Below are 18540 nucleotides of genomic sequence, written 5' to 3'. Positions count from 1 at the left end.
TAAAATCAGTCCATCAAATCCAGAAAATACTGGCTGATAACTGTTTCTGGCAATGTTTTCTTCTGCTGGAGCCACCAGCTGACCGTCTCCACAAAGGTAGAGGTCACGTAATTTCTCAGAAAGGGCTCTGGCAGCTGAGATTTTTTCTGCAAGAGCTGCTCCTGAATCATCGGAAAGAGATAATTTTCCAGCTCAATCTTTAAGCGATTGGTGAAATAGATATTTTTCGAAAGCAGCAAGGTTGCAATCTTGTCCTGATTCTTTTGGAAATGCTTGAAAATATGGGCGGTTGCTTCAAAGAGGTCCTTGCCGTCGTCGCGTTCAAGAAAGGTATGCTGAAAGAGGTCTTGGCAAACCTCCTCTAGTAGAGCTTCCTTGGTATCGAAATGGGCATAAAAAGTCGACCGGCCAACGTCTGCCAGGTCGATGATTTCTTGCACTGTAATGCTTTCATAACTTTTTTGATGCAGCAGGCTGATAAAAGCTTGGTAAATAGCTGCGCGTGATTTCTTGACTCGTCTGTCCATAGCGTTTCGGAACAAAAGAGCAGGATTGTTCAATAACAGACAAAGCCACTCAATTGCTTCTTGTTTCCTTTCTGAGAATAAGGGATAATAAAGATGAAGAAAACTGAACAAGGTGTTCCGTTTTGATTACATTATACTATAAATTTAGCCAAACTGAAAGGAGGCTGCCGTGAAATCTAGTAAAAATATGACTATTGCCTTTCTGTTAAACTTTTCCTTTGCCCTTCTCGAGTTTATTTTTGGCTTCATGTTCAATTCCAGCGCTGTACTAGCCGATGCTGTGCACGATACAGGAGATGCGATGGCCATCGGACTTTCCACCCTTTTTGAAAAAATTTCTAATAAAAAAGAAGACAAGAAATACACTCTGGGCTATAAGCGCTACAGCCTTTTGGGAGCCTTGCTGACCTCGGTCATCTTGCTGGTCGGCTCGACCTTGGTGATTATCGAAAATGTACCCAAGGTCTTTGCGCCTGAAAAGGTTAATTATGACGGCATGCTGGTGCTGGGTATCTTTGCCATTATAGTCAATCTAGCAGCCAGCAAGGTTGTCGGTCACGGACATGGACACAGTCATAATGAGTCCATTCTCAGTCTCCATTTCTTAGAGGACATTCTGGGCTGGGTGGCTGTTATTCTGGTATCTATCGTGTTGCGCTTTACCGACTGGTATTTTCTAGATCCGCTGCTCTCCCTACTCATTGCAGGCTTCATCCTCAGCAAGGCCTTGCCTAAGTTCTGGGAAAATATCAAGATTTTTCTGGATCATATCCCTAGCGATATTGATCTGAGCCAGCTTTATCAGGAAATTCTAGCGGTTGAAAACGTTCAGGCTATTACTCAGCTCAATGTCTGGACCACAGACGGTTTGGAAAAATTTGCTATGATCCATATCTGTCTTGAAAATCCAGACCTGCTGGCCGAGACTCAAGCCACCCTGCGTCAAGAATTGCAAGCCTATGGTATTACCAAAATCACCATCCAGACGGATAGCAGCTTGGAAGAGCATGAAGAGTGGTGTATAGGTGGAGAGGGCGATTTAAAACCTCATACTTAATAGTACTACTGTAAAAATATCTCTGCAGTCCGATAATCGGGCTGTTTTTTGTTTTATAGTCTGATTGCCATCTTTTAAGTACTTCTAATTTTATGATTTTCTTCTTATTTAATGTGTCTTTTTCCCTGTCTGAAAATTCTAGCTTTTTTGTTTTTGTGGGATTTCAAGAAAAAATAGACAAGCCGCGCACAATGTGCATTTTTAGATAGGTTTTAGTTTAAAATCCATGCAAATACATTGACAATGCTTTTTCTTTAGCATATACTATTGGGTAGGAAGAAACAGGCAAAGCTTGCTAAGCCTTGTCCTGAAGCGCCTTTCCTAAGCATATCGACTACCGATCAGAAAAGGACAGATGCTGTCACACTGTCCATCTGAAGGTTGAAAAAGAAGCAGTAAAGGGGAAATTTCCTCAAAAAAATTTGCTTTTTTTTATCCTCGAAGTAAAAAAACGCTTTAAAAAAGTGTCAAAAAGCTTGATATAACAAGGTTTTATCAAAATTAAACATTTTTTTAAATGTAATCATTTTTTTCGAGGCAAACCTGTTGACAAGATGTCAATTATGTCATATACTGTGATAGGTAAATGTTTTTTAAAGCAAATAAAGCTTTTGTTCCTAGCATTTCCTACCAAAATATGCATATCGGTAAAAAGAAAAGCCATAAGACAAGAATTCTTATCTTATGGCACTGGCTGCTTGATGATTCGGGTTAAACCAACTTCACACACACACGGTTTAACCTGCATCTAAAAGCATGAGAAATTTTTGCAAGAGAACTTGCTTTGTATAGTATTTAAGAACGCAAGAACAAATGTTTTTGGCATCTGCTTTTTTGCGCCCCTTTTGACAAAATTAGAACGCCCCTTATCAATCCTAGGATTGTTTTAAGGACTGTTACTAGGTTTATCAGATGGAGATACTGCTCAAAGCATCTAACTTAAAACATTAAGTTTGGTTCTATTGGTAAATTTTCCATGTACTAGCCTAACTTAAAAAGCTTAAAGAAACCTTAAAGGAAACTTTAAGCGAGGGAGATTTTTTTAAGAAAGCTGTTATCTATTAACGCATAGAAAGAATTGAAGGATTTTTACAAAAAAATCACAGACAGGAGAAACAAATGGCACTAATCGCTATATTGGTTCAATTCAATCTGATAACGGCAGCTCAAAAAGAAGAAATTCTTCAAGATATGCCACAATCAAACATGCAGTTAGAGAGATATCTAATCAGCAAAGGCTATGTGACAGAAGAAGATATGCTGAAAGTCATGAGTTACTATTACCGTGTACCTCATGTCAATCTATCACAGTTTGTGATAGAAAAGGAAGCTGTCGAGAAGGTTTCAGAAAAAGTTGCTAAACGTCATGGATTGATTCCGATCTCTTTCACAGATGGAGAAGAGGGAGAAGAACCCAAGTTAGTAGTTGCGATGGCAGATCCAAGCAACTATATCGCCCTAGACGATGTTAAAATCGTCTCTAAGATGGCGGTAGAACCTTATGTAACTTTTCGGGATGATATTGAGAAGTATATCGATCAATACTATTCCAAAGGAGAAGAAGCCCAACAGGCAGCGACCGAAATCGAAGGTTTTAATGTGGATGAAGAGATCGTCGAAGAAGATCTCGAAATCAAAAACGCTCCGGTTGTACGTTTGATTGACTCGATTATCAGTCAGGCAATCAAGACGCGGACTAGCGATATCCATATTGAGCCCTTTGAAAAAGTTGTTCGTGTTCGTTTCCGGGTTGATGGAACCTTGGTGGAAAACATGCAGTTGAAAGCCAATGCTCACTCAGCCATTGCGACACGGATTAAGATCATGAGTGGTCTGGACATCGCTGAGCGGCGGATTCCTCAGGATGGACGGATTGAGACAACCATCGACGGCAAAGAAGTCGATATGCGGGTTTCAGTCTTGCCTACTGTATTCGGTGAAAAAATCGTTATTCGGATTTTGAGCCGGAATGCAACTCTCCTTAGTAAAGAGGAGCTGGGATTCTCGCCAACCAACCAGAAGCTCTTTGAAGATATTCTTAAGGCGCCAGAAGGCATTATCTTGCTGACTGGTCCTACGGGAAGCGGAAAGACAACCACTCTCTACACAGCGCTCCGTGAGCTCAATGATGTAGGAAAAAATATCATCACTGTTGAAGATCCGGTTGAGTACCGATTGGAAGGGGTCAACCAAGTTCAGGTTAATAACAAAGCTGGACTGACCTTTGCGAGTGGTTTGAGAAGTATCCTGCGTCAGGACCCGGACATCGTTCTCTTGGGGGAAATTCGGGACGAAGAGACAGCTAGTATCGCGGTTCGTGCCGCTATCACTGGTCACGTCGTTCTCTCGACTATCCACACCAATGACACAGCTAGTACAGTCAACCGTTTGGTCGATATGGGCATCAAGCCTTATCTGGTCTCAACGGCGACTGTCGGTATTATCGCACAGCGCTTGATTAAGCGTATCTGTCCTAAGTGTAAGACTGAGTATACTGTAGAAACAAATGAACATGCAGGTATCGGTATTCACAAAGGAGACACCTTGTATCGCGGACGCGGCTGCAACTACTGCAGCGGTACGGGATACTATGGACGTATTGCCATCCACGAAATCATGGCGGTGACACGGGAGATTAAGTCACTAATTAATGATGGTGGAACAACGTCACAGCTTCGAGCAGAAGCTAAGAAAAATGGTATGCGAGACTTGGCGGAGGAGGCCATTGATATCGCAAAACAGGGGACTACAACGATTGAAGAAGCAATGAAGATTGCCTTCAGTCTAGAAGGGGAAGTTTAGGATGAATTTGGATGAGTTAATTAAGCAGGCGATTGAAGCGGGTGCATCAGATATCCACTTCACGGTTGGCGCTGAGCCAACCATGCGTCTGCACGGGAGGTTAACACAACTCAACAATACAATTTTGACCAACGAAGACACGGTTCGCTTCACCAAGCATATTTTAAATGAGAAGCAGATTGCTCATCTTTTAGAAGTCGGTGAAGTGGACTGTGCCTACGAGGTCGACAATGGCTATCGCTTGCGGGTCAATATCTTTAAGCAGAAAAACAACTGCGGGATTGCCTTGCGGGTTATTCCCAAGGATATTCCATCTATGGAATCTCTGGGATTGCCACCAGTTATCAAAAAGCTGGCTGAGAAACGCCGGGGGCTGATATTGGTTACCGGGCCAACAGGAAGCGGAAAGTCAACGACCCTGGCAACCATGATCAACTACATGAACAGCTTGCGGGACGAGCACATCATCACGATTGAAGATCCGATCGAGTACATGCACACGCATAATAAGTGCTTGGTCAACCAGCGTGAGCTGGGAGCAGATACACAGAGCTTCGGCAATGCCCTTCGCGGTGCCCTTCGTCAGGACCCGGATGTCATCCTAGTCGGTGAGATGCGGGATAAGGAAACGATTGAAATCGCTCTGCGTGCGGCGGAAACAGGTCACTTAGTTCTGTCAACTCTCCACACGGTCGGTGCTGTAAACACCATGGACCGGATTATCGACGTATTTCCAGCCGAGCAGCAGGAGCAAATCCGCGTACAGCTTTCAGCCGTTATGGAAGGGGTTGTATCGCAGCAGCTCATGCGTACAGCGACCGGAAAAGGTCGTGTAGCCGCCTTTGAAATCATGCTGGGGACACCCGCTATTCGCAACCTCATTCGCGAAGGGAAGACCCACCAGCTGCTGACCCCAATCCAAACAGGGGCTCAGCTAGGCATGATTACCATGGACACTTCGCTCATGGGACTCTACCGTCGCAATGTCATCGACCAAAGAACGCTGCTGTCCTACTCAGTGGACCGCGCTCAAGTTGAAAAATCCCTAGGAATAGTGGGGTACTAGAGCATGACAGTATATGTTTGTAAATACTTAGACACTCGGCAAGGAGTCGTTACACTAGAGGTGGATGCTCCTAACCGGACGGACGCCGTCAATCGGATCCGTCTCAAAGGGAAGCCAATCAGTGTCGAAGAAAAGGTCATGGGCTCTAAGGAGATTGTCCTTTTCCAAAGTAAGAAGATCAAGCTCAAGGACATATCGCTCTTCTGTAAGCAGATGTCGGTTATGCTAAACTCGGGTATCCCGCTCAACAATGCAGTGGATATCTTAGAGCAGCAGACAGATGCCAAAAACTTGAAGGCAAGTCTGAAGGTTATCAGTAAAGGCCTGAAGGAAGGGAATCAGCTGTCCAAGGCTCTAATTGAGCAAAATGGTCTCTTTCCCGACCTCTTAATCCGTATGGTACAGGCCGGCGAAAAGACTGGTAAGCTAGACGAGGTACTGGAAAGAATGTCTGAGCACTATAATAAGGAGCTCAAGACCAGTCGCCAGATTCGTGGAGCTATGATCTATCCAGCGGTCCTTGCCTTTCTGGCAGTAGCTGCCACCTTGGTCTTGCTCTATGTCGTTATCCCCAACTTCTCGGGAATCTTTGAGCAGAGTGGTGTAGCATTACCTTTGCCGACACGTATCGTCTTGGCAGCTAGTAACTTTGTCCAGTCTTACTGGTATATCCTCTTTGGAGGGGTTGGGCTTCTAGTCTTCCTATTCCTGCGTTATCGCAGTACTGAGGCAGGCCGCTACCAGCTGGACCAGCTAAAGCTCAAGATGCCAGTCGTCAAAGGACCGATGCAGAAGATTGTTACTGCTCGTTTTGCCAGCACCCTGGCTACTCTTACCAGTGCGGGTATCCCTCTGGTAGAGGCTATTGATTCAGCTGCTGCAACGACCAATAACGCTGTTGTTATTGACAAGCTGAGAATCGCCAATGAAGGTCTGCAAAAAGGGGAACGTCTAACGGGTATGCTGACCTCGACAGGTCTCTTCCCTCCAATGATGCTCTCGATGGTCAAGATCGGTGAGGAGTCTGGGTCTCTGGAGTCCATGCTCAATAAAACATCGGATTTTTATGAAGAAGAGCTGGAGGCAGCTATCAAGCAATTGCTCTCACTCTTGGAACCAGCCATGATCATCTTCATGGGGGTTATCATCGGAGGTATTGTTGCTTCTGTTATGTTACCAATGTTTGAAATTGCCAATGCTGTTCAACAGGGTGGTGAAGCAAATCAATAAAGATTATTTACAGAAAAAAGTTAGGATTCGCAGAGTAATTGCTCTGCACAAAAAGTTAGGAAAACCGTTCTGATGCTGGGAGTTTGTGGGGTCTCCCAGCTAGGAACAAAACAAACGCCCCTGTGGGCAAACGTATTAAAATTTATGAAAAAGAAATAGGAGAACTATTCAAATGTTAAACAAATTGCAAAAGTTCCGTCAGGACTTGAAGAAAAAAGGTAAAGGTTTTACCTTGGTTGAGTTGATTGTCGTAATCATCATCATTGCTGTTTTGGCAGCGGTCGCTATCCCAGCTATCACAGGGTTCCAAGACAGTGCGCGTAAGAGCCGTATCGAAACAGAACACCGTCAGTTAGTTTCAGCTGTTCAGTCTTATCTAGGTTCTCAAGTAGATCCGGAAACAGCTGATGTACCAAATCTTGAAGCTTTGAAACCATATATCTCTAAAACCTCTCAAAAAGAAGGTGATCTTGATAAGGTTCTTGCACAAGATAACGGTACTGCCGCACACGTAATTGATCCAAAAACTCATACTCTGACTTCTAAATATACTCCAAAGAGTGGCGGAGAAGCAAAAACATGGGTTTACAACTGGCGCGAGAACAGTACTAATTAATTGCGCATAACATCTCAAAGTCTAGTAAAACCCTGCCTTTGGGGTGTTTGATAAAACTGATTATTCATTATAAAAACAAAAATTTAACTACTTAAGGAGAACTATTTTAAATGTTAAACAAATTGCAAAAGTTCCGTCAGGACTTGAAGAAAAAAGGTAAAGGTTTTACCTTGGTTGAGTTGATTGTCGTAATCATCATCATTGCTGTTTTGGCAGCAGTAGCGATTCCAGCTATCACAGGATTCCAAGATAGTGCGCGTAAGAGCCGTATCGAAACAGAACACCGTCAGTTGGTTTCAGCTGTTCAGTCTTATCTAGGTTCTCAAGTAGATCCGGAAACAGCTGATGTACCAAATCTTGAAGCTTTGAAACCATATATCTCTAAAACCTCTCAAAAAGAAGGTGATCTTGATAAGGTTCTTGCACAAGATAACGGTACTGCCGCACACGTAATTGATCCAAAAACTCATACTCTGACTTCTAAATATACTCCAAAGAGTGGCGGAGAAGCAAAAACATGGGTTTACAACTGGCGCGAGAACAGTACTAATTAATTATAAAAAAACAGATTTAAAAATAGGGAGAACATCAACGAATGCTGAATAGGCTAAAAGAGTTCCGTCAGGACTTGAAAAAAGGTAAAGGCTTTACCTTGGTTGAGTTGATTGTGGTGATTATTATTATCGCAGTTCTCGCAGCAGTCGCTATTCCTTCTCTTGTTTCTTTCCAGGACACTGCCCGCAAGGCACGTATCCAGTCGGAACATCGTCAGTTGGTTCAGGCTGTGCAGTCCTATATTGGTTCGCAAGTCGAACCAGAAACGGCTGATGTACCAGACCTTGATGCGCTCAAGCCTTATATAGCCAAAGAATCTCAGGGTTCAGGAGAGCTGTCTAAGACCCTTGCAACAGATAATGGCAAGATTGCTCATGAGGTTAACAAGACGAGTCATAAGCTGATTTCGACTTATACGCCTGCTAGTGGCGGGAAGTCTATTACTTGGGAATTTGACTGGAGATTGAATAGCGCTAGCTAATAATAGCAATGAAAGAAAATCTCTATTCCGACTGCCAAGGCAGTCGGATATTACCAAAGTAGTTGTCATCATCTGACAACTATTTTGGCAATATCAAAAGAGAAAATTAGGAGATATTATCCATGAAAGGAAAAAAAAGACAAGGGTCAACCCTGCCTATGGTTATTGTGGCTATTGTGCTGCTGGTGGCCATGCTGGGCATTATGGCTTCTATAGTAGATACGGGACAGATGCAAACCCAGCGTATGTATAGCTACCTTAAAGCCAAATATATAGCAACATCTGGCTCTCAGCTTGCTTGGGGAGCTTTAGGTGAGGGGGCGTCTTCTCCTCTCTATGCAGAGTTTGGCAGGCGGGCACAAGATAAGGAAGGAAGAATCCCTAAAGATCCTATTATCTCTACTCATACCTTCAAAGATGGAGGTAAAGCTGAGATTGAGATGAATGGATCCTTTGAGGGTGATGACCGTAGCCCTAGAAATTATGTTATAACCATTAAATCAAAATCAACCTTGGCTAATAGTAAAGATTATTATGAGCATGTGGTAATCTTTAACTGGGAAACGCAAGGTATCCGTTCCGAAGAGGGCCACTTAGTCTCGGCTAAATAGATGGATCAAAAAATTTAAATAGGAAAGAATGATGAAAAAAATACAAAAAGGTTTTACACTGACTGAAATCATTATTGCCATCATCCTTACAAGTATGGTGGGACTTCTGATAGGTCTTGTATTTAACACAATGTTTTCAGGCCGCAATATAATCGAGCGGGAAGCTAGTATCCAATCAGAAATGCGAACTTCTATGCAATATGTGGATCGCACCATTGGTAAGGCGACCTCTGTTTTCGTCCTTGACGAAAGCAAATATGGCAAGGATGTCAGAAAAACAGAGGGCTGGAATTATATCGGATTATCACCTGATGGGAAGAAAGTTATAAATTATATTTGGAATAAGTCAACTAAAAGCTGGGACGAGTCAGTGTTAGGAACTAATTCCCTCTATGATATGCAACTGGATCTAGAATTTAAGGCAGATGAATCTTATCAGGATAATCGCTTGATTAACTACAATCTGACAGGTCAATATAAAAACTCTAAGAATAAACTTTCTATTGATACGGCTATCTCAGCTCTGAACACCAAGCAGGTTATATCTAAAGTAGCTAAAGGTAAGAAAGGGGTTGCCCTTGCTTATCGGAACGATCCTATTGAAGGTCAGGTAAATACAGCTGTTTCCTTCGTTTTTGATACTTCAGGCTCTATGGCTTATGGCCTGTGGAATCAGAAATTGGAACCAACAGATAGTAGAACCCGGATGAATATTTTGAAGACCAAAGCAAATCTTTTGGTTGATGACCTCAAGGAAATAGGGAACGTTAGTGTTAATTTGGTTCGGTTTTCTGGTGATGCAAGTTATATTCAAGAAGATTTTGTAGAGCTAGATAAGGACACAGATACAATTAAAACTAAGATTAAAGCCCTCCCTACAAGTTGGATTACTAACCCTGGAGATGGGCTTCGCTATGGCTTGGTAAGTCTTCAGAGAAATCCAGCCCAGCTAAAATATGTTGTCTTGCTGACTGACGGTATTCCAAATGCCTATACAGCCTCTCCTGACGGGATTGGGAAGTATGATCTGACAGCAAATTTCCCAACAAATGGTAAGCAAATTAAAGCTGATCAACCTGTTTCATTGACTACGGAATATGTGGGACAAGTGGCAAAGACCTTCGGCTCTGGTGTTAAGCGTATTAGTGTCATCGGCTTTTCAGGGAATGTAAAAGAAATAAAAGACGGACAAAAAATAGCTGATCAAATCAAAACAGTCGGAAAGGTAGACTCTACCTTTGTCATTGCGACTAATGAAGCTGCTTTAGAACAGACATTTGCAGACATAAAAAAGCAAATTCAACAAGATCTTTGGTTTGTGTCTGGTCCGTAGAAAGGAAGAGCGATGAAAAAAATGCGAAGAACCAGAGGTTTTACTCTAGTTGAGGTTTTGATAGCCCTCGTTTTGATAGGGGTCATTGCAGCAGGATTATTGACTTTCTTTTCTACTGGTTACCAGAATATTCTGGGCCAGCGTAATCAAAATGCTTTGAACTTTGACATTCAGGAAGATTTTGAAACCCGGTTAGCAAAAATTAAAAAAGATGGTGGAAGTGGCAACGATGTTGAAACTTTCACCTATCGTATAGGTAAAAACGGCCGGAGCAACAGCGTTAGCGTCAAGGGTACGACCCTGTCTTATAAGGATAATAAAGTCAAGAATATCCATCTCTTTGCCGCAAATAAAAAGGAAATCCCCTTGGATATTCCTGAGGATTTGGTCGTTTCATTAAAAGACACAAGTCGTTACTATTATTATGCTGGTGAGACTAGTCCGACAGGTCAAGCAGGCTTCAAAGATAACAAACAGTCTACAAAGGCCAAGATTCATACCAGTTCTGCTTGGTTTCTCAGCGAGTCCAGTATTAATTATAATAATAGTAAGATTGTTCCGGTAGGAACGTTGGGGCCTAATATAGAGAATACTGGTTTTGGTATAGTATTACCTAAGCTACCAGATGATTTTCAACAAATAAGCAGTAACGAGAAACCAATCGCTATCACGGATGAGATGCGCGGACGTTATCTAACCTTTGCAGCACGGGGAATTAACTCATTTGGACGTGTTGGAAAATACCAAGAAGGTCCACAGCGAATTTGGGTTATGGGTCTTCCTAATCGTGGGATGAGACCTAATCTATTAATTCATACGGATGCTGATTTAGCCCTGATGAGGAACTCTGATAAAACAATTTCAGCGATACCAGCTGATGGGGTAGCGCACACTAATACTGTTGTGGCAAACTATGCGGAGACTAAAAAGAATGGAGTCTATGGAGTTGTTATTCCTGTTATCAACTATAAGGAACCAGCTATCAATCAGACCAGACAGCTAATCGCTCTTAACGACTCCAAAATTCAGTTTAGTAATCACGATTTCAATAAGGGTTATACGACCTCGATTTTAATTGGGAATCGTCAGCAGACAGGCTCGCTGTTAACTTATAAGTTAGATAATTCCTTAAACTGGACAGTTAGCTTGGAAGCTAATGGTAAAATTGCTATCGAGACAGTTGATAACACTAATGCTAATAATGGTGGTCGACAATATGCAAATGTTGTACTAGATTATACAAAGGATAATTCCATTCAGGTTCGCGCCTCTGTGACAAACAAGATTTTAAAACTTGAAGTCTTCGTCAATGGTGCTTTAGCCCACACACACGAACTCTTCATGGAGCGTAATGGTGTGACTCATGATATTAGGAGAAGTCAGATTATATTTGGCGGAAAAACTTTTATAAATGAGTTTGCTGTCTATAACAAGAAGTTGACAGACAGCGAGATTAATATTCTTGCTGAGTATTTCAGCGACAAATACAGAGCGAAATAATTAGGGAAATAGTTTTTAGGAAAAATAAGGGAGATTAGGAGATTATGGCAAAAAATATGTTTTCGTCCAAGGGGCGCAGAAGAGCTCTGGACGAAGAAGATAATGAGAAAAAAGGCTCATTTTTAGGAAAATTAAATAAACCGCTCTTCTCATCAAAAGGGAAACATAAAGAACACTTATCTATTCAAGGAGTTCAAATCAAGTCAGATCGTCAAGAAGACTTTGACGATGAGGAAAAGTCAACAGCAAAAGGGAGCTTCTTAACCAAGCTCAACAAGCCGCTCTTTTCTAAGAATAGTGGCAGTGATGACATGCCTGCTAAGTCTGGCAATCGTTCACTCTTTGCTAAGAAAGGCAGTGGTGCGGCGAGCCAGCCGGTCACTAGAATGCATGCACCTTACACTATGTTTGGTAAACCAATCAAGGGTAATCTGATGGCCATTGACTTCACTGACGAATCAGTCTATCTGGTTGTTGCTAGACAGAAGCGCAATGAGCTGGAGATTATCAAAATGGCATCTGCCAATCTGCCAGAAGGTGTTGTACTGAATAGTGAGATTATCGACCCGATTACTCTCAAAAACATTATCAGTGACCTGATGGAGCAGCATGCTATCACTGCTAAGTATGCATTCTTTGCTCTGGGCAATACCAATATCATCGCTCGTTCGGTTGATGTGGCAGCTAGTGTGCAGAATGATGAGGATATTGAGGGCTTGGTATCTTACGAGCTCCAGCAATATCTGGATATTGATCCGACTTCCTATGTTATTCAATTCCAAGAGCAAGAGTCTAATTCAGCTTTTCCGCTTGATGAAGATACCCGCTCACTCATGGTCTATGCTGTGCCAAAAGGCGTGGTAGAGCAATATCTGGGCTTGGCTGAGAATTTGAAGCTGACACCTTATGTCTTTGACCTTCAGTCTAATACCTTTGAAAAATGGCTGGAACGCGTTCAGGCGGTTAACAATCGCGCTAAGAAGCTGACCAAGGAAAATGTCGGCATGGTACATCTGAGCAAGAGCTTCATTGGTGTCTATCTCTACTCAGAAGGAAAGTTTGTGACTAGTAACTATCTCAACCGTGGCTACAAGGACATCCTAAGCTATGCAGACGACGCTAGTCTGCTGCAGAAGCTTCCAGCAGTGGCTTCAGATGATCTGGATACAGGTCTTTTGAAGAGGGCCTTGGATGAGTGGGTGGCTGATGCTAAGAACCACATTCTCAATACTGAAAACTTCTTCAGCGGATCAACCGGTCTCAACATTGACAGTTTCTATGTCTTTGGGGACCAGGACATCTGTTGGCAGTTGGCATCTATTTTGAAGCAGAACATGAATCGGGAATTCATCTCAATTGATAATGTAGATTATGAGAATGTACTGTGGGAAGGTTCTGCGGAGTTTAATGCGGAGTTCATTCCGGCTACAGCCATGTTGATTAGGAGAGCAAACTAATGCGGAGAGATTTAAACTACTTTTCAAAATATCATGTGGCACCGGCTAAAACCAGTCCACTGAAACTTGCTGCTATTTCCGCTTTTGCTGGGATTGCAGCGATTATGATTGTGCTGATTGGCTTCTTCCAGTTTAGCGCTATGCACCTCCAAGGTGAGATTGACCGAGCGGAGCAGACGCTCAAGAGCCCAGAGATGGCTCAAGAGCTGAAGGCAGTTTCTGAGACTGAAGATAAGATTGTTACGGTCAAGAATGACGAACTTCTCTTTACCAGCCTGGAAGGCGACTTCCGCCGCTTGCACCGAGTAAACAAAGCCTTTATGGACTTCCTCAATAAAAACGTGACACGGAACCTGGTTTTTGACGATATCAAGATTAATAACGACAATGTAGAAATCAATGGTTCGTCTCAAGAGCATCTTTCCATCGCTAAGTTTGAGGAAGAGCTTCGTAAGTCAGAGAAGTTTAACCATATTTTTGTGGATAACATTACTCGCGAGGAAAAGGATAACAATACAGTGTACAAGTTTAACATTAAAATTTTGACGAAGGATGTAGATTTCAATGAAGAGCAAAAATGAGAAAGAAAAGAAAAAAATCCTGAGTAATTTAAATGAGCGTGACAAGAAATTGTTGGCCTGTGTCGGAGGAGTAGCGGTCCTTGCTGGTGGAGGGTATCTGGTAACAAATTCTTATACACGGATGGCGCAGTTAGCTGAAGAGCATGCAACTATCTCGACAGAGTTGGAAGGTAAGAATGCCAAGATTAGTCAGAGGAAGTCTCTTACCAAGCAGCTCCAAACTTTGAATGCTAAGACTCTGGATCAGGCTAAGAAATACTATGGTACGACCAATCAAGGGGAGTTCATCTTCTTGATTGACAAGTTGGTCAACGAAAGCGGTATTAAATTCAAGTCTGTCAACTACACTGAGAGCACAGAGTTGGAACTCCAGCAGGAGGGATTGGCTGCGACTTCGTCCAAGGGGCAAAACTCCAACTCTTCTGGTACGACTGGCAGTTCAAGCTCGAGTGAGACGTCTTCTTCATCCAGTACGACCTCTAGCTCGTCTGGTACATCGTCCTCATCGTCAACAAGCAGCAGCTCTTCATCAGATGCGAATACTGCAACAACAACTGCAGCTAACACAGCGACACCAGGGAACGGAACGACCAATAATACGAACATCACGCAGATGACAGCGGACATTGAGTTCGAAGGAACTTATACACAGGTTCTGAAATTGTTGGAATTGATTGATGGCAATCAACAAAAAATCGTTTCCAGCGAGCTGGAATTGGGCGGAAAGAAAAGCCTGTCTAGCACGGAGGAAAACAAAAACCCTGATCTGACCAGCGGTAAAATCAAGCTGCGTTTCTATCAGGTTAAAGACGTTGAGCGCTATGTGACTCTGGAGAGCAATGTCGATAAGACACCGATTCAGTTTGCTAACTGGCAGTCTCCATTTGCCATTCCGACTTGGCAGGCAGGCTCTATATCTGTAACGACAGCAGGTGGCGGCACAGATGCAACTGGCAATAAGGGCAGTTTGGGGGCTGCAACGACCAATACAACTAGCAGCGCAAATGCTAACAGCAGTACCAATCTGGCTCCGTCTTATCTGGAGCAGCTTAGCACTCAGTCTAGTCGGAATGATGGTCTGTCAGCTTATTACAATTCATCAACTATCTACCGCTTCGAATCACCTCTGAAGCTGATTCAGTCAGGCGGCAGCAATCAGTATGATGTGACAGTTGACAATACGGACTTCCTAGAGGGTTCAGGTTCCAATGTGGTTAAGATTCCAGCAACAAAATCATCTACTATGTATGAAATGGAATTTGCAGCACCGTATGTATCCTTGAACAATAAGCCGGATGCTATCAGCTTCTCTCTATCTTTGTCTAATCAATGGCAGGGCAAGATTGGCTTGATTGTCAAGAATGCCAGCGGTCAGAAGATTTATCTTCACGTCATTCGTCCTAACAGCTGGACTGGTTGGCGCGAAGTTAGCTTCGATCCTGAAAACATTCCAGGATTCAGCTATCCAATGACTATTGTGGGCTACTACTTCGAAACTCCTAGCGAAGGAAGCCCTGAGACGACTATGAAGCTGGATAACCTATCTGTGAATAACTTGGTAGTTAGCTAAAACACTTTGAAAAAATACCAAATAAGTCTATGGTTTAAAATTTCAAGAGCATGAGTAAATTTTTCTTAAAAAAATGCTAAAAACCAAGTTATTAGACTAGTATTCACGGTGCATTTATAGTAAACTAAAACATAGAGATATTTGAAGTATAATACAAGCAAACTCAGAATAGACGCCCGAGTCTATTTTGGGTTTTAATGGAGTTTATGGAAAAACAAAATCAAGACTGGTTTTGCATTGAAAAAGTTTAATATCATTTAGAAAGTGGGGGGTGTCGAAAATATTCAAATGGCATATTTTTTACCTTTTGGAGCAGGGCTTATAGCGCTGCATACGATTAGCATTTTATTTGTTTCTAGGATTTCTTTAATAAAGCGCCTTTTTCTCGTAGTATGGGTCATGCTATTTGCGATTGGTGCTCCATTCCTCTTTCAACAAGTTCCCGGCATAGCCTTTGTTGGACTCTGTGCCTTGGCCTTGGCTGTCTATATGGTGCTGCTCTTTTCACAGGAGCTAGCTCCGGTCAAGAAAAAAGCAACTGCTTCTACGCGAAGCAGAAGCCAGAAGCATGCTAAGAGCTCGCGGAAGAAAGTGGAAGCTAAGGAAGCAAGCTTGTCAACCGCTAGAGATTTGAACTTTTCCAATGCTTCAACCGGTGGGATGAGAAAGGAAAGTAAAGAAAGGGTTCAGGCTGAGGAAAGCCCGGTAAGGCAGAGAGTATCTGCTTCTGGTCGCACCCTAGCAGACCGTTCTATCAAAAAGGATATGACAAGATTTGAGAAAGTAAAGCCTCTCTACCCTGTTGATAACTTGGCTACAGCTCCTGCCTTTGGAGAATACGAGCCAAACAGTCAGCTAGCGGCAGCTGAGGTCGGCATGGTGGGTATGGACCACAGCTCACAAAAGGCCAATGATGAATTTTTGCAGTCCCTGCTTCATCACCGCAAGGGTTCTACCAAGATTAAGGTGGCAAACTCTCTGATTCAGCCTACTGAAGCAAATGCAGCCGGCAATCAAGGCTATACAGATATAGATGATCCAGCCTTTGAGACAGCTGTTCTGTCTAAGATTAGACCGATGTCCTATACGGAGTCTAGCTATGGCAACTTCAGACCGCAAGCAGTTGAGGTAACAGGTGTTGTTTCTCCGGATGAGGAAGAATTCTTCACTAATCAGGAACAAGCTCAGCAGCCAGTGGCAGAAGAAGTAGGAGGCAGCAGCCTGGAAGATGTTTTTGCTGCTACGGGAGATATCAAGCCAGTTAGAGCAGAAGAGTCAAAAGCAGCTAACAGCTTAGAATCTCTCTTCTTTGCTGAGGAGAAAGCTGGGCCAGAGGCTCAGATGGACTCAGTCTTCAGTCAAGCTGCTTCAGAGCCAGAGTTTTCTGCTGCAGAAGAGTCCATGGTTAGTCGTGATCGCGCTGATATTCAGGGCTATCAAGACATTCTCAGCCAGATTCAGCATGATTTGCTTGGGTCTGAAGAGGAAGATTTGACTGCTGAAGTGGCAGAGACTTGGGAGGAAGAAAGCAACTTCGAACCTGCAGCAGAAACGTTTGAATTTGAAGAAATTGCTGAACCAGCAGTTGTTCAATCAGTCTCTGAAGACGCTGTTTGGACACAGGCTGGGCCTGTTCAAGAAGAAGTTGCAGATGAAACAGAAGAAGATTTGCTCAAGGGAATTGCTGACATCCTCAAAGCTGAGGAGGCACAAGTCAAGGCTGCTTCAGTCGCTCCAGCTGCAGATGAGACCGAAGAAGATTTGCTTCAGAAAATCACTGACATCCTCAAAGCTGAGGAAGCAGCAGAAGCACAACCAGCTGCAACAACTGCGGGAGATAAAGAAGTCTATTTCCAATTCCTCCTACTGGAAAGTCAGGAATTATTGGCTTCTAATGCAGTTCAAGAAGCTGAGAGCTACCTGAAAGAGATTGTCCAAGGAAGCTCAGATCAGAATCTTCGTCAAGAAGCGTTCAACTTGCTGGACAAAATCGGGAAAAATTAATACTATATAAACATACAATTGATAGTAATCAATTAGAAGGGTTTTAGGGGAAATTATGAAAAGTTGTAAAACAATCACAGGGACCGTTGTCATTGAGATTGAAAAAGGGATGGGACTGGGTGAAGTCCATGAAGTCTTTGTTGACGAGGGGGTCAATCTGACTTTTGTCATTAAGTCAAAGCAGTCTGAACAGCCTTTTGCCTTGCTTTCTAGCAAGAACATCCAAGGTATCGGTGACTTTGCGGTCATGGTAGAAAACAGCTCTGTCTTTCAAGAGCTGCAAGAATCTGATCTGAAGGTCTTGAACGACAAACAGGGCAGTATCTTTGACGAAATCGTCATCACAATTGATGGAAACAAGGTGGGAACCGTTGTTGACTATCATATTGATGAAAAGAATGAAATTGGCTACTTGGTGGTTAATTCTGAAGATGCCAGCGAGGAAATTCAAATTCCTAAATCACGCATCTTGATGATTGGTAAAGAGTATATCATCCTCAATGATGAAAAAAAGACAGCTCCTCATCTTGAAGCAGATGTAGAGATGGGCCGTCTGGCTGCAGCAGATCTGCTCCATGAGACTGAAGCTGCAAAACCTACTGAAAAAATTGATGAAGTAGTTGCTGAAGCACCTGTATTCGAGCTAGTTGTAGATGAAAAAGTAGATGTAAAAGAAGAAGCAGCGACAGATTTGACAGAGGCCTTGGCTGCTGTAGGTCTGGGAGCTGCTGCTTCTGACTTGGAGTTTTCTGAAGCGGTCGTAGAGACAGCAGAAGAACCAGAAGTCCAAGATTTGGTACAAGAAATGACATCTCCAGCTGAAGAAGAAGTTGAAGAAACAGATGCAGCACTGAGTCTGGATGCTGCTTTGGAAGAAGTATTGGCAGCCCCTGCTGAGGAAGTAGAAACAACTATCAGCACAGCGCCAGTTGCTGAGGAAGACTCTGCAGCAAAGAAAGCTGTTAACGACTTTATCGATCAGCAAAAACGTCTTCTGGTAGGCAAAACACTGCAAAAAGATCTTGTTAATGCAGATGGAGGAGTTATCCTGAATGCCGGAGATACTGTTTCTGATGACATCATTGATTTTCTTCGCCGTATCGACCGTAAATTCCTTATCCGCTTAGCTGAATGCGTAGTATAAGGTTGG

16 protein-coding genes are annotated in these 18540 nt (G+C 42.9%); 15 read left to right on the top strand and 1 reads right to left on the bottom strand.

The genetic code is table 11. From position 1 onward, the window contains the following. Positions 1-5: 5 nt before the first annotated feature. Entirely contained in the window at positions 6-527 is a 522-nt protein-coding gene (locus tag ELZ47_RS11515) for a TetR/AcrR family transcriptional regulator (RefSeq protein WP_002910979.1), read from the bottom strand. A gap of 169 nt (positions 528-696) precedes the next feature. On the opposite strand from ELZ47_RS11515, the gene ELZ47_RS11510 reads away from it, so the two are divergent. The 15 genes from ELZ47_RS11510 to ELZ47_RS11440 all read left to right on the top strand — a co-directional run bounded on the left by ELZ47_RS11510 (position 697) and on the right by ELZ47_RS11440 (position 18534). Beyond that, positions 697-1584, top strand: coding sequence for a cation diffusion facilitator family transporter (locus ELZ47_RS11510; RefSeq protein WP_126436063.1), 888 nt, complete (start codon positions 697-699; stop codon positions 1582-1584). 1119 nt (positions 1585-2703) lie between these two features. Continuing rightward, entirely contained in the window at positions 2704-4386 is a 1683-nt protein-coding gene (locus ELZ47_RS11505) for a GspE/PulE family protein (protein ID WP_002899360.1), read from the top strand. 1 nt (position 4387) lies between these two features. Next, on the top strand, positions 4388-5452 hold the full coding sequence (locus ELZ47_RS11500; RefSeq protein WP_002899359.1) for a type IV pilus twitching motility protein PilT: 1065 nt from the start codon (positions 4388-4390) through the stop codon (positions 5450-5452). A gap of 3 nt (positions 5453-5455) precedes the next feature. Continuing rightward, positions 5456-6682 (top strand): type II secretion system F family protein, encoded by a 1227-nt coding sequence (locus ELZ47_RS11495; RefSeq protein ID WP_049547760.1) that lies wholly within the window; start codon positions 5456-5458, stop codon positions 6680-6682. A 172-nt stretch (positions 6683-6854) separates the two neighbouring features. Beyond that, positions 6855-7298, top strand: a complete 444-nt coding sequence (locus tag ELZ47_RS11490; RefSeq protein ID WP_049548091.1) for a prepilin-type N-terminal cleavage/methylation domain-containing protein — start codon at positions 6855-6857, stop codon at positions 7296-7298. 110 nt (positions 7299-7408) lie between these two features. Beyond that, positions 7409-7852, top strand: coding sequence for a prepilin-type N-terminal cleavage/methylation domain-containing protein (locus ELZ47_RS11485; protein WP_049548091.1), 444 nt, complete (start codon positions 7409-7411; stop codon positions 7850-7852). A 41-nt stretch (positions 7853-7893) separates the two neighbouring features. Continuing rightward, on the top strand, positions 7894-8334 hold the full coding sequence (locus tag ELZ47_RS11480) for a prepilin-type N-terminal cleavage/methylation domain-containing protein (protein WP_049547790.1): 441 nt from the start codon (positions 7894-7896) through the stop codon (positions 8332-8334). A 122-nt stretch (positions 8335-8456) separates the two neighbouring features. Next, complete coding sequence (locus ELZ47_RS11475; RefSeq protein ID WP_049547789.1) at positions 8457-8945, top strand: hypothetical protein; 489 nt, start codon at positions 8457-8459, stop codon at positions 8943-8945. Between the two features lie 28 nt (positions 8946-8973). After that, entirely contained in the window at positions 8974-10278 is a 1305-nt protein-coding gene (locus ELZ47_RS11470) for a VWA domain-containing protein (protein ID WP_049547788.1), read from the top strand. A 12-nt stretch (positions 10279-10290) separates the two neighbouring features. Next, positions 10291-11778 carry a type II secretion system protein gene (locus tag ELZ47_RS11465; RefSeq protein ID WP_049547787.1) on the top strand — a complete coding sequence of 496 codons (1488 nt, stop codon included), beginning with the start codon at positions 10291-10293 and terminating at the stop codon, positions 11776-11778. 44 nt (positions 11779-11822) lie between these two features. Continuing rightward, on the top strand, positions 11823-13235 hold the full coding sequence (gene pilM / locus ELZ47_RS11460) for a pilus assembly protein PilM (protein ID WP_048773764.1): 1413 nt from the start codon (positions 11823-11825) through the stop codon (positions 13233-13235). Further along, positions 13235-13816 carry a PilN domain-containing protein gene (locus tag ELZ47_RS11455; RefSeq protein ID WP_002899352.1) on the top strand — a complete coding sequence of 194 codons (582 nt, stop codon included), beginning with the start codon at positions 13235-13237 and terminating at the stop codon, positions 13814-13816. The genes pilM and ELZ47_RS11455 overlap by 1 nt, the downstream gene beginning before the upstream one ends. Further along, complete coding sequence (locus ELZ47_RS11450) at positions 13800-15386, top strand: hypothetical protein (RefSeq protein WP_126436062.1); 1587 nt, start codon at positions 13800-13802, stop codon at positions 15384-15386. The genes ELZ47_RS11455 and ELZ47_RS11450 overlap by 17 nt, the downstream gene beginning before the upstream one ends. A 288-nt stretch (positions 15387-15674) precedes the next feature. After that, positions 15675-17390 (top strand): SSA_2305 family type IV pilus system protein, encoded by a 1716-nt coding sequence (locus tag ELZ47_RS11445; protein WP_420031186.1) that lies wholly within the window; start codon positions 15675-15677, stop codon positions 17388-17390. A gap of 55 nt (positions 17391-17445) precedes the next feature. After that, the gene (locus ELZ47_RS11440) at positions 17446-18534 is read left to right on the top strand and encodes a hypothetical protein (RefSeq protein ID WP_126436060.1); all 1089 of its coding nucleotides are present in this window, start codon (positions 17446-17448) and stop codon (positions 18532-18534) included. The last annotated feature ends 6 nt before the right edge of the window (positions 18535-18540 follow it).

The organism is Streptococcus sanguinis (genome assembly GCF_900635155.1).
GTDB lineage: Bacteria > Bacillota > Bacilli > Lactobacillales > Streptococcaceae > Streptococcus > Streptococcus sanguinis_G.
This window is presented reverse-complemented; position numbering and strand designations above follow the sequence as displayed.

Coding starts and splice junctions, on each gene's coding strand:
- ELZ47_RS11515 (WP_002910979.1), bottom strand. CDS start 527: ATGGACAGACGAGTCAAGAAATCACGCGCAGCTATTTACCAAGCTTTT.
- ELZ47_RS11505 (WP_002899360.1), top strand. CDS start 2,704: ATGGCACTAATCGCTATATTGGTTCAATTCAATCTGATAACGGCAGCT.
- ELZ47_RS11500 (WP_002899359.1), top strand. CDS start 4,388: ATGAATTTGGATGAGTTAATTAAGCAGGCGATTGAAGCGGGTGCATCA.
- ELZ47_RS11495 (WP_049547760.1), top strand. CDS start 5,456: ATGACAGTATATGTTTGTAAATACTTAGACACTCGGCAAGGAGTCGTT.
- ELZ47_RS11490 (WP_049548091.1), top strand. CDS start 6,855: ATGTTAAACAAATTGCAAAAGTTCCGTCAGGACTTGAAGAAAAAAGGT.
- ELZ47_RS11485 (WP_049548091.1), top strand. CDS start 7,409: ATGTTAAACAAATTGCAAAAGTTCCGTCAGGACTTGAAGAAAAAAGGT.
- ELZ47_RS11480 (WP_049547790.1), top strand. CDS start 7,894: ATGCTGAATAGGCTAAAAGAGTTCCGTCAGGACTTGAAAAAAGGTAAA.
- ELZ47_RS11475 (WP_049547789.1), top strand. CDS start 8,457: ATGAAAGGAAAAAAAAGACAAGGGTCAACCCTGCCTATGGTTATTGTG.
- ELZ47_RS11470 (WP_049547788.1), top strand. CDS start 8,974: ATGATGAAAAAAATACAAAAAGGTTTTACACTGACTGAAATCATTATT.
- ELZ47_RS11465 (WP_049547787.1), top strand. CDS start 10,291: ATGAAAAAAATGCGAAGAACCAGAGGTTTTACTCTAGTTGAGGTTTTG.
- pilM (WP_048773764.1), top strand. CDS start 11,823: ATGGCAAAAAATATGTTTTCGTCCAAGGGGCGCAGAAGAGCTCTGGAC.
- ELZ47_RS11455 (WP_002899352.1), top strand. CDS start 13,235: ATGCGGAGAGATTTAAACTACTTTTCAAAATATCATGTGGCACCGGCT.
- ELZ47_RS11450 (WP_126436062.1), top strand. CDS start 13,800: ATGAAGAGCAAAAATGAGAAAGAAAAGAAAAAAATCCTGAGTAATTTA.
- ELZ47_RS11445 (WP_420031186.1), top strand. CDS start 15,675: ATGGCATATTTTTTACCTTTTGGAGCAGGGCTTATAGCGCTGCATACG.
- ELZ47_RS11440 (WP_126436060.1), top strand. CDS start 17,446: ATGAAAAGTTGTAAAACAATCACAGGGACCGTTGTCATTGAGATTGAA.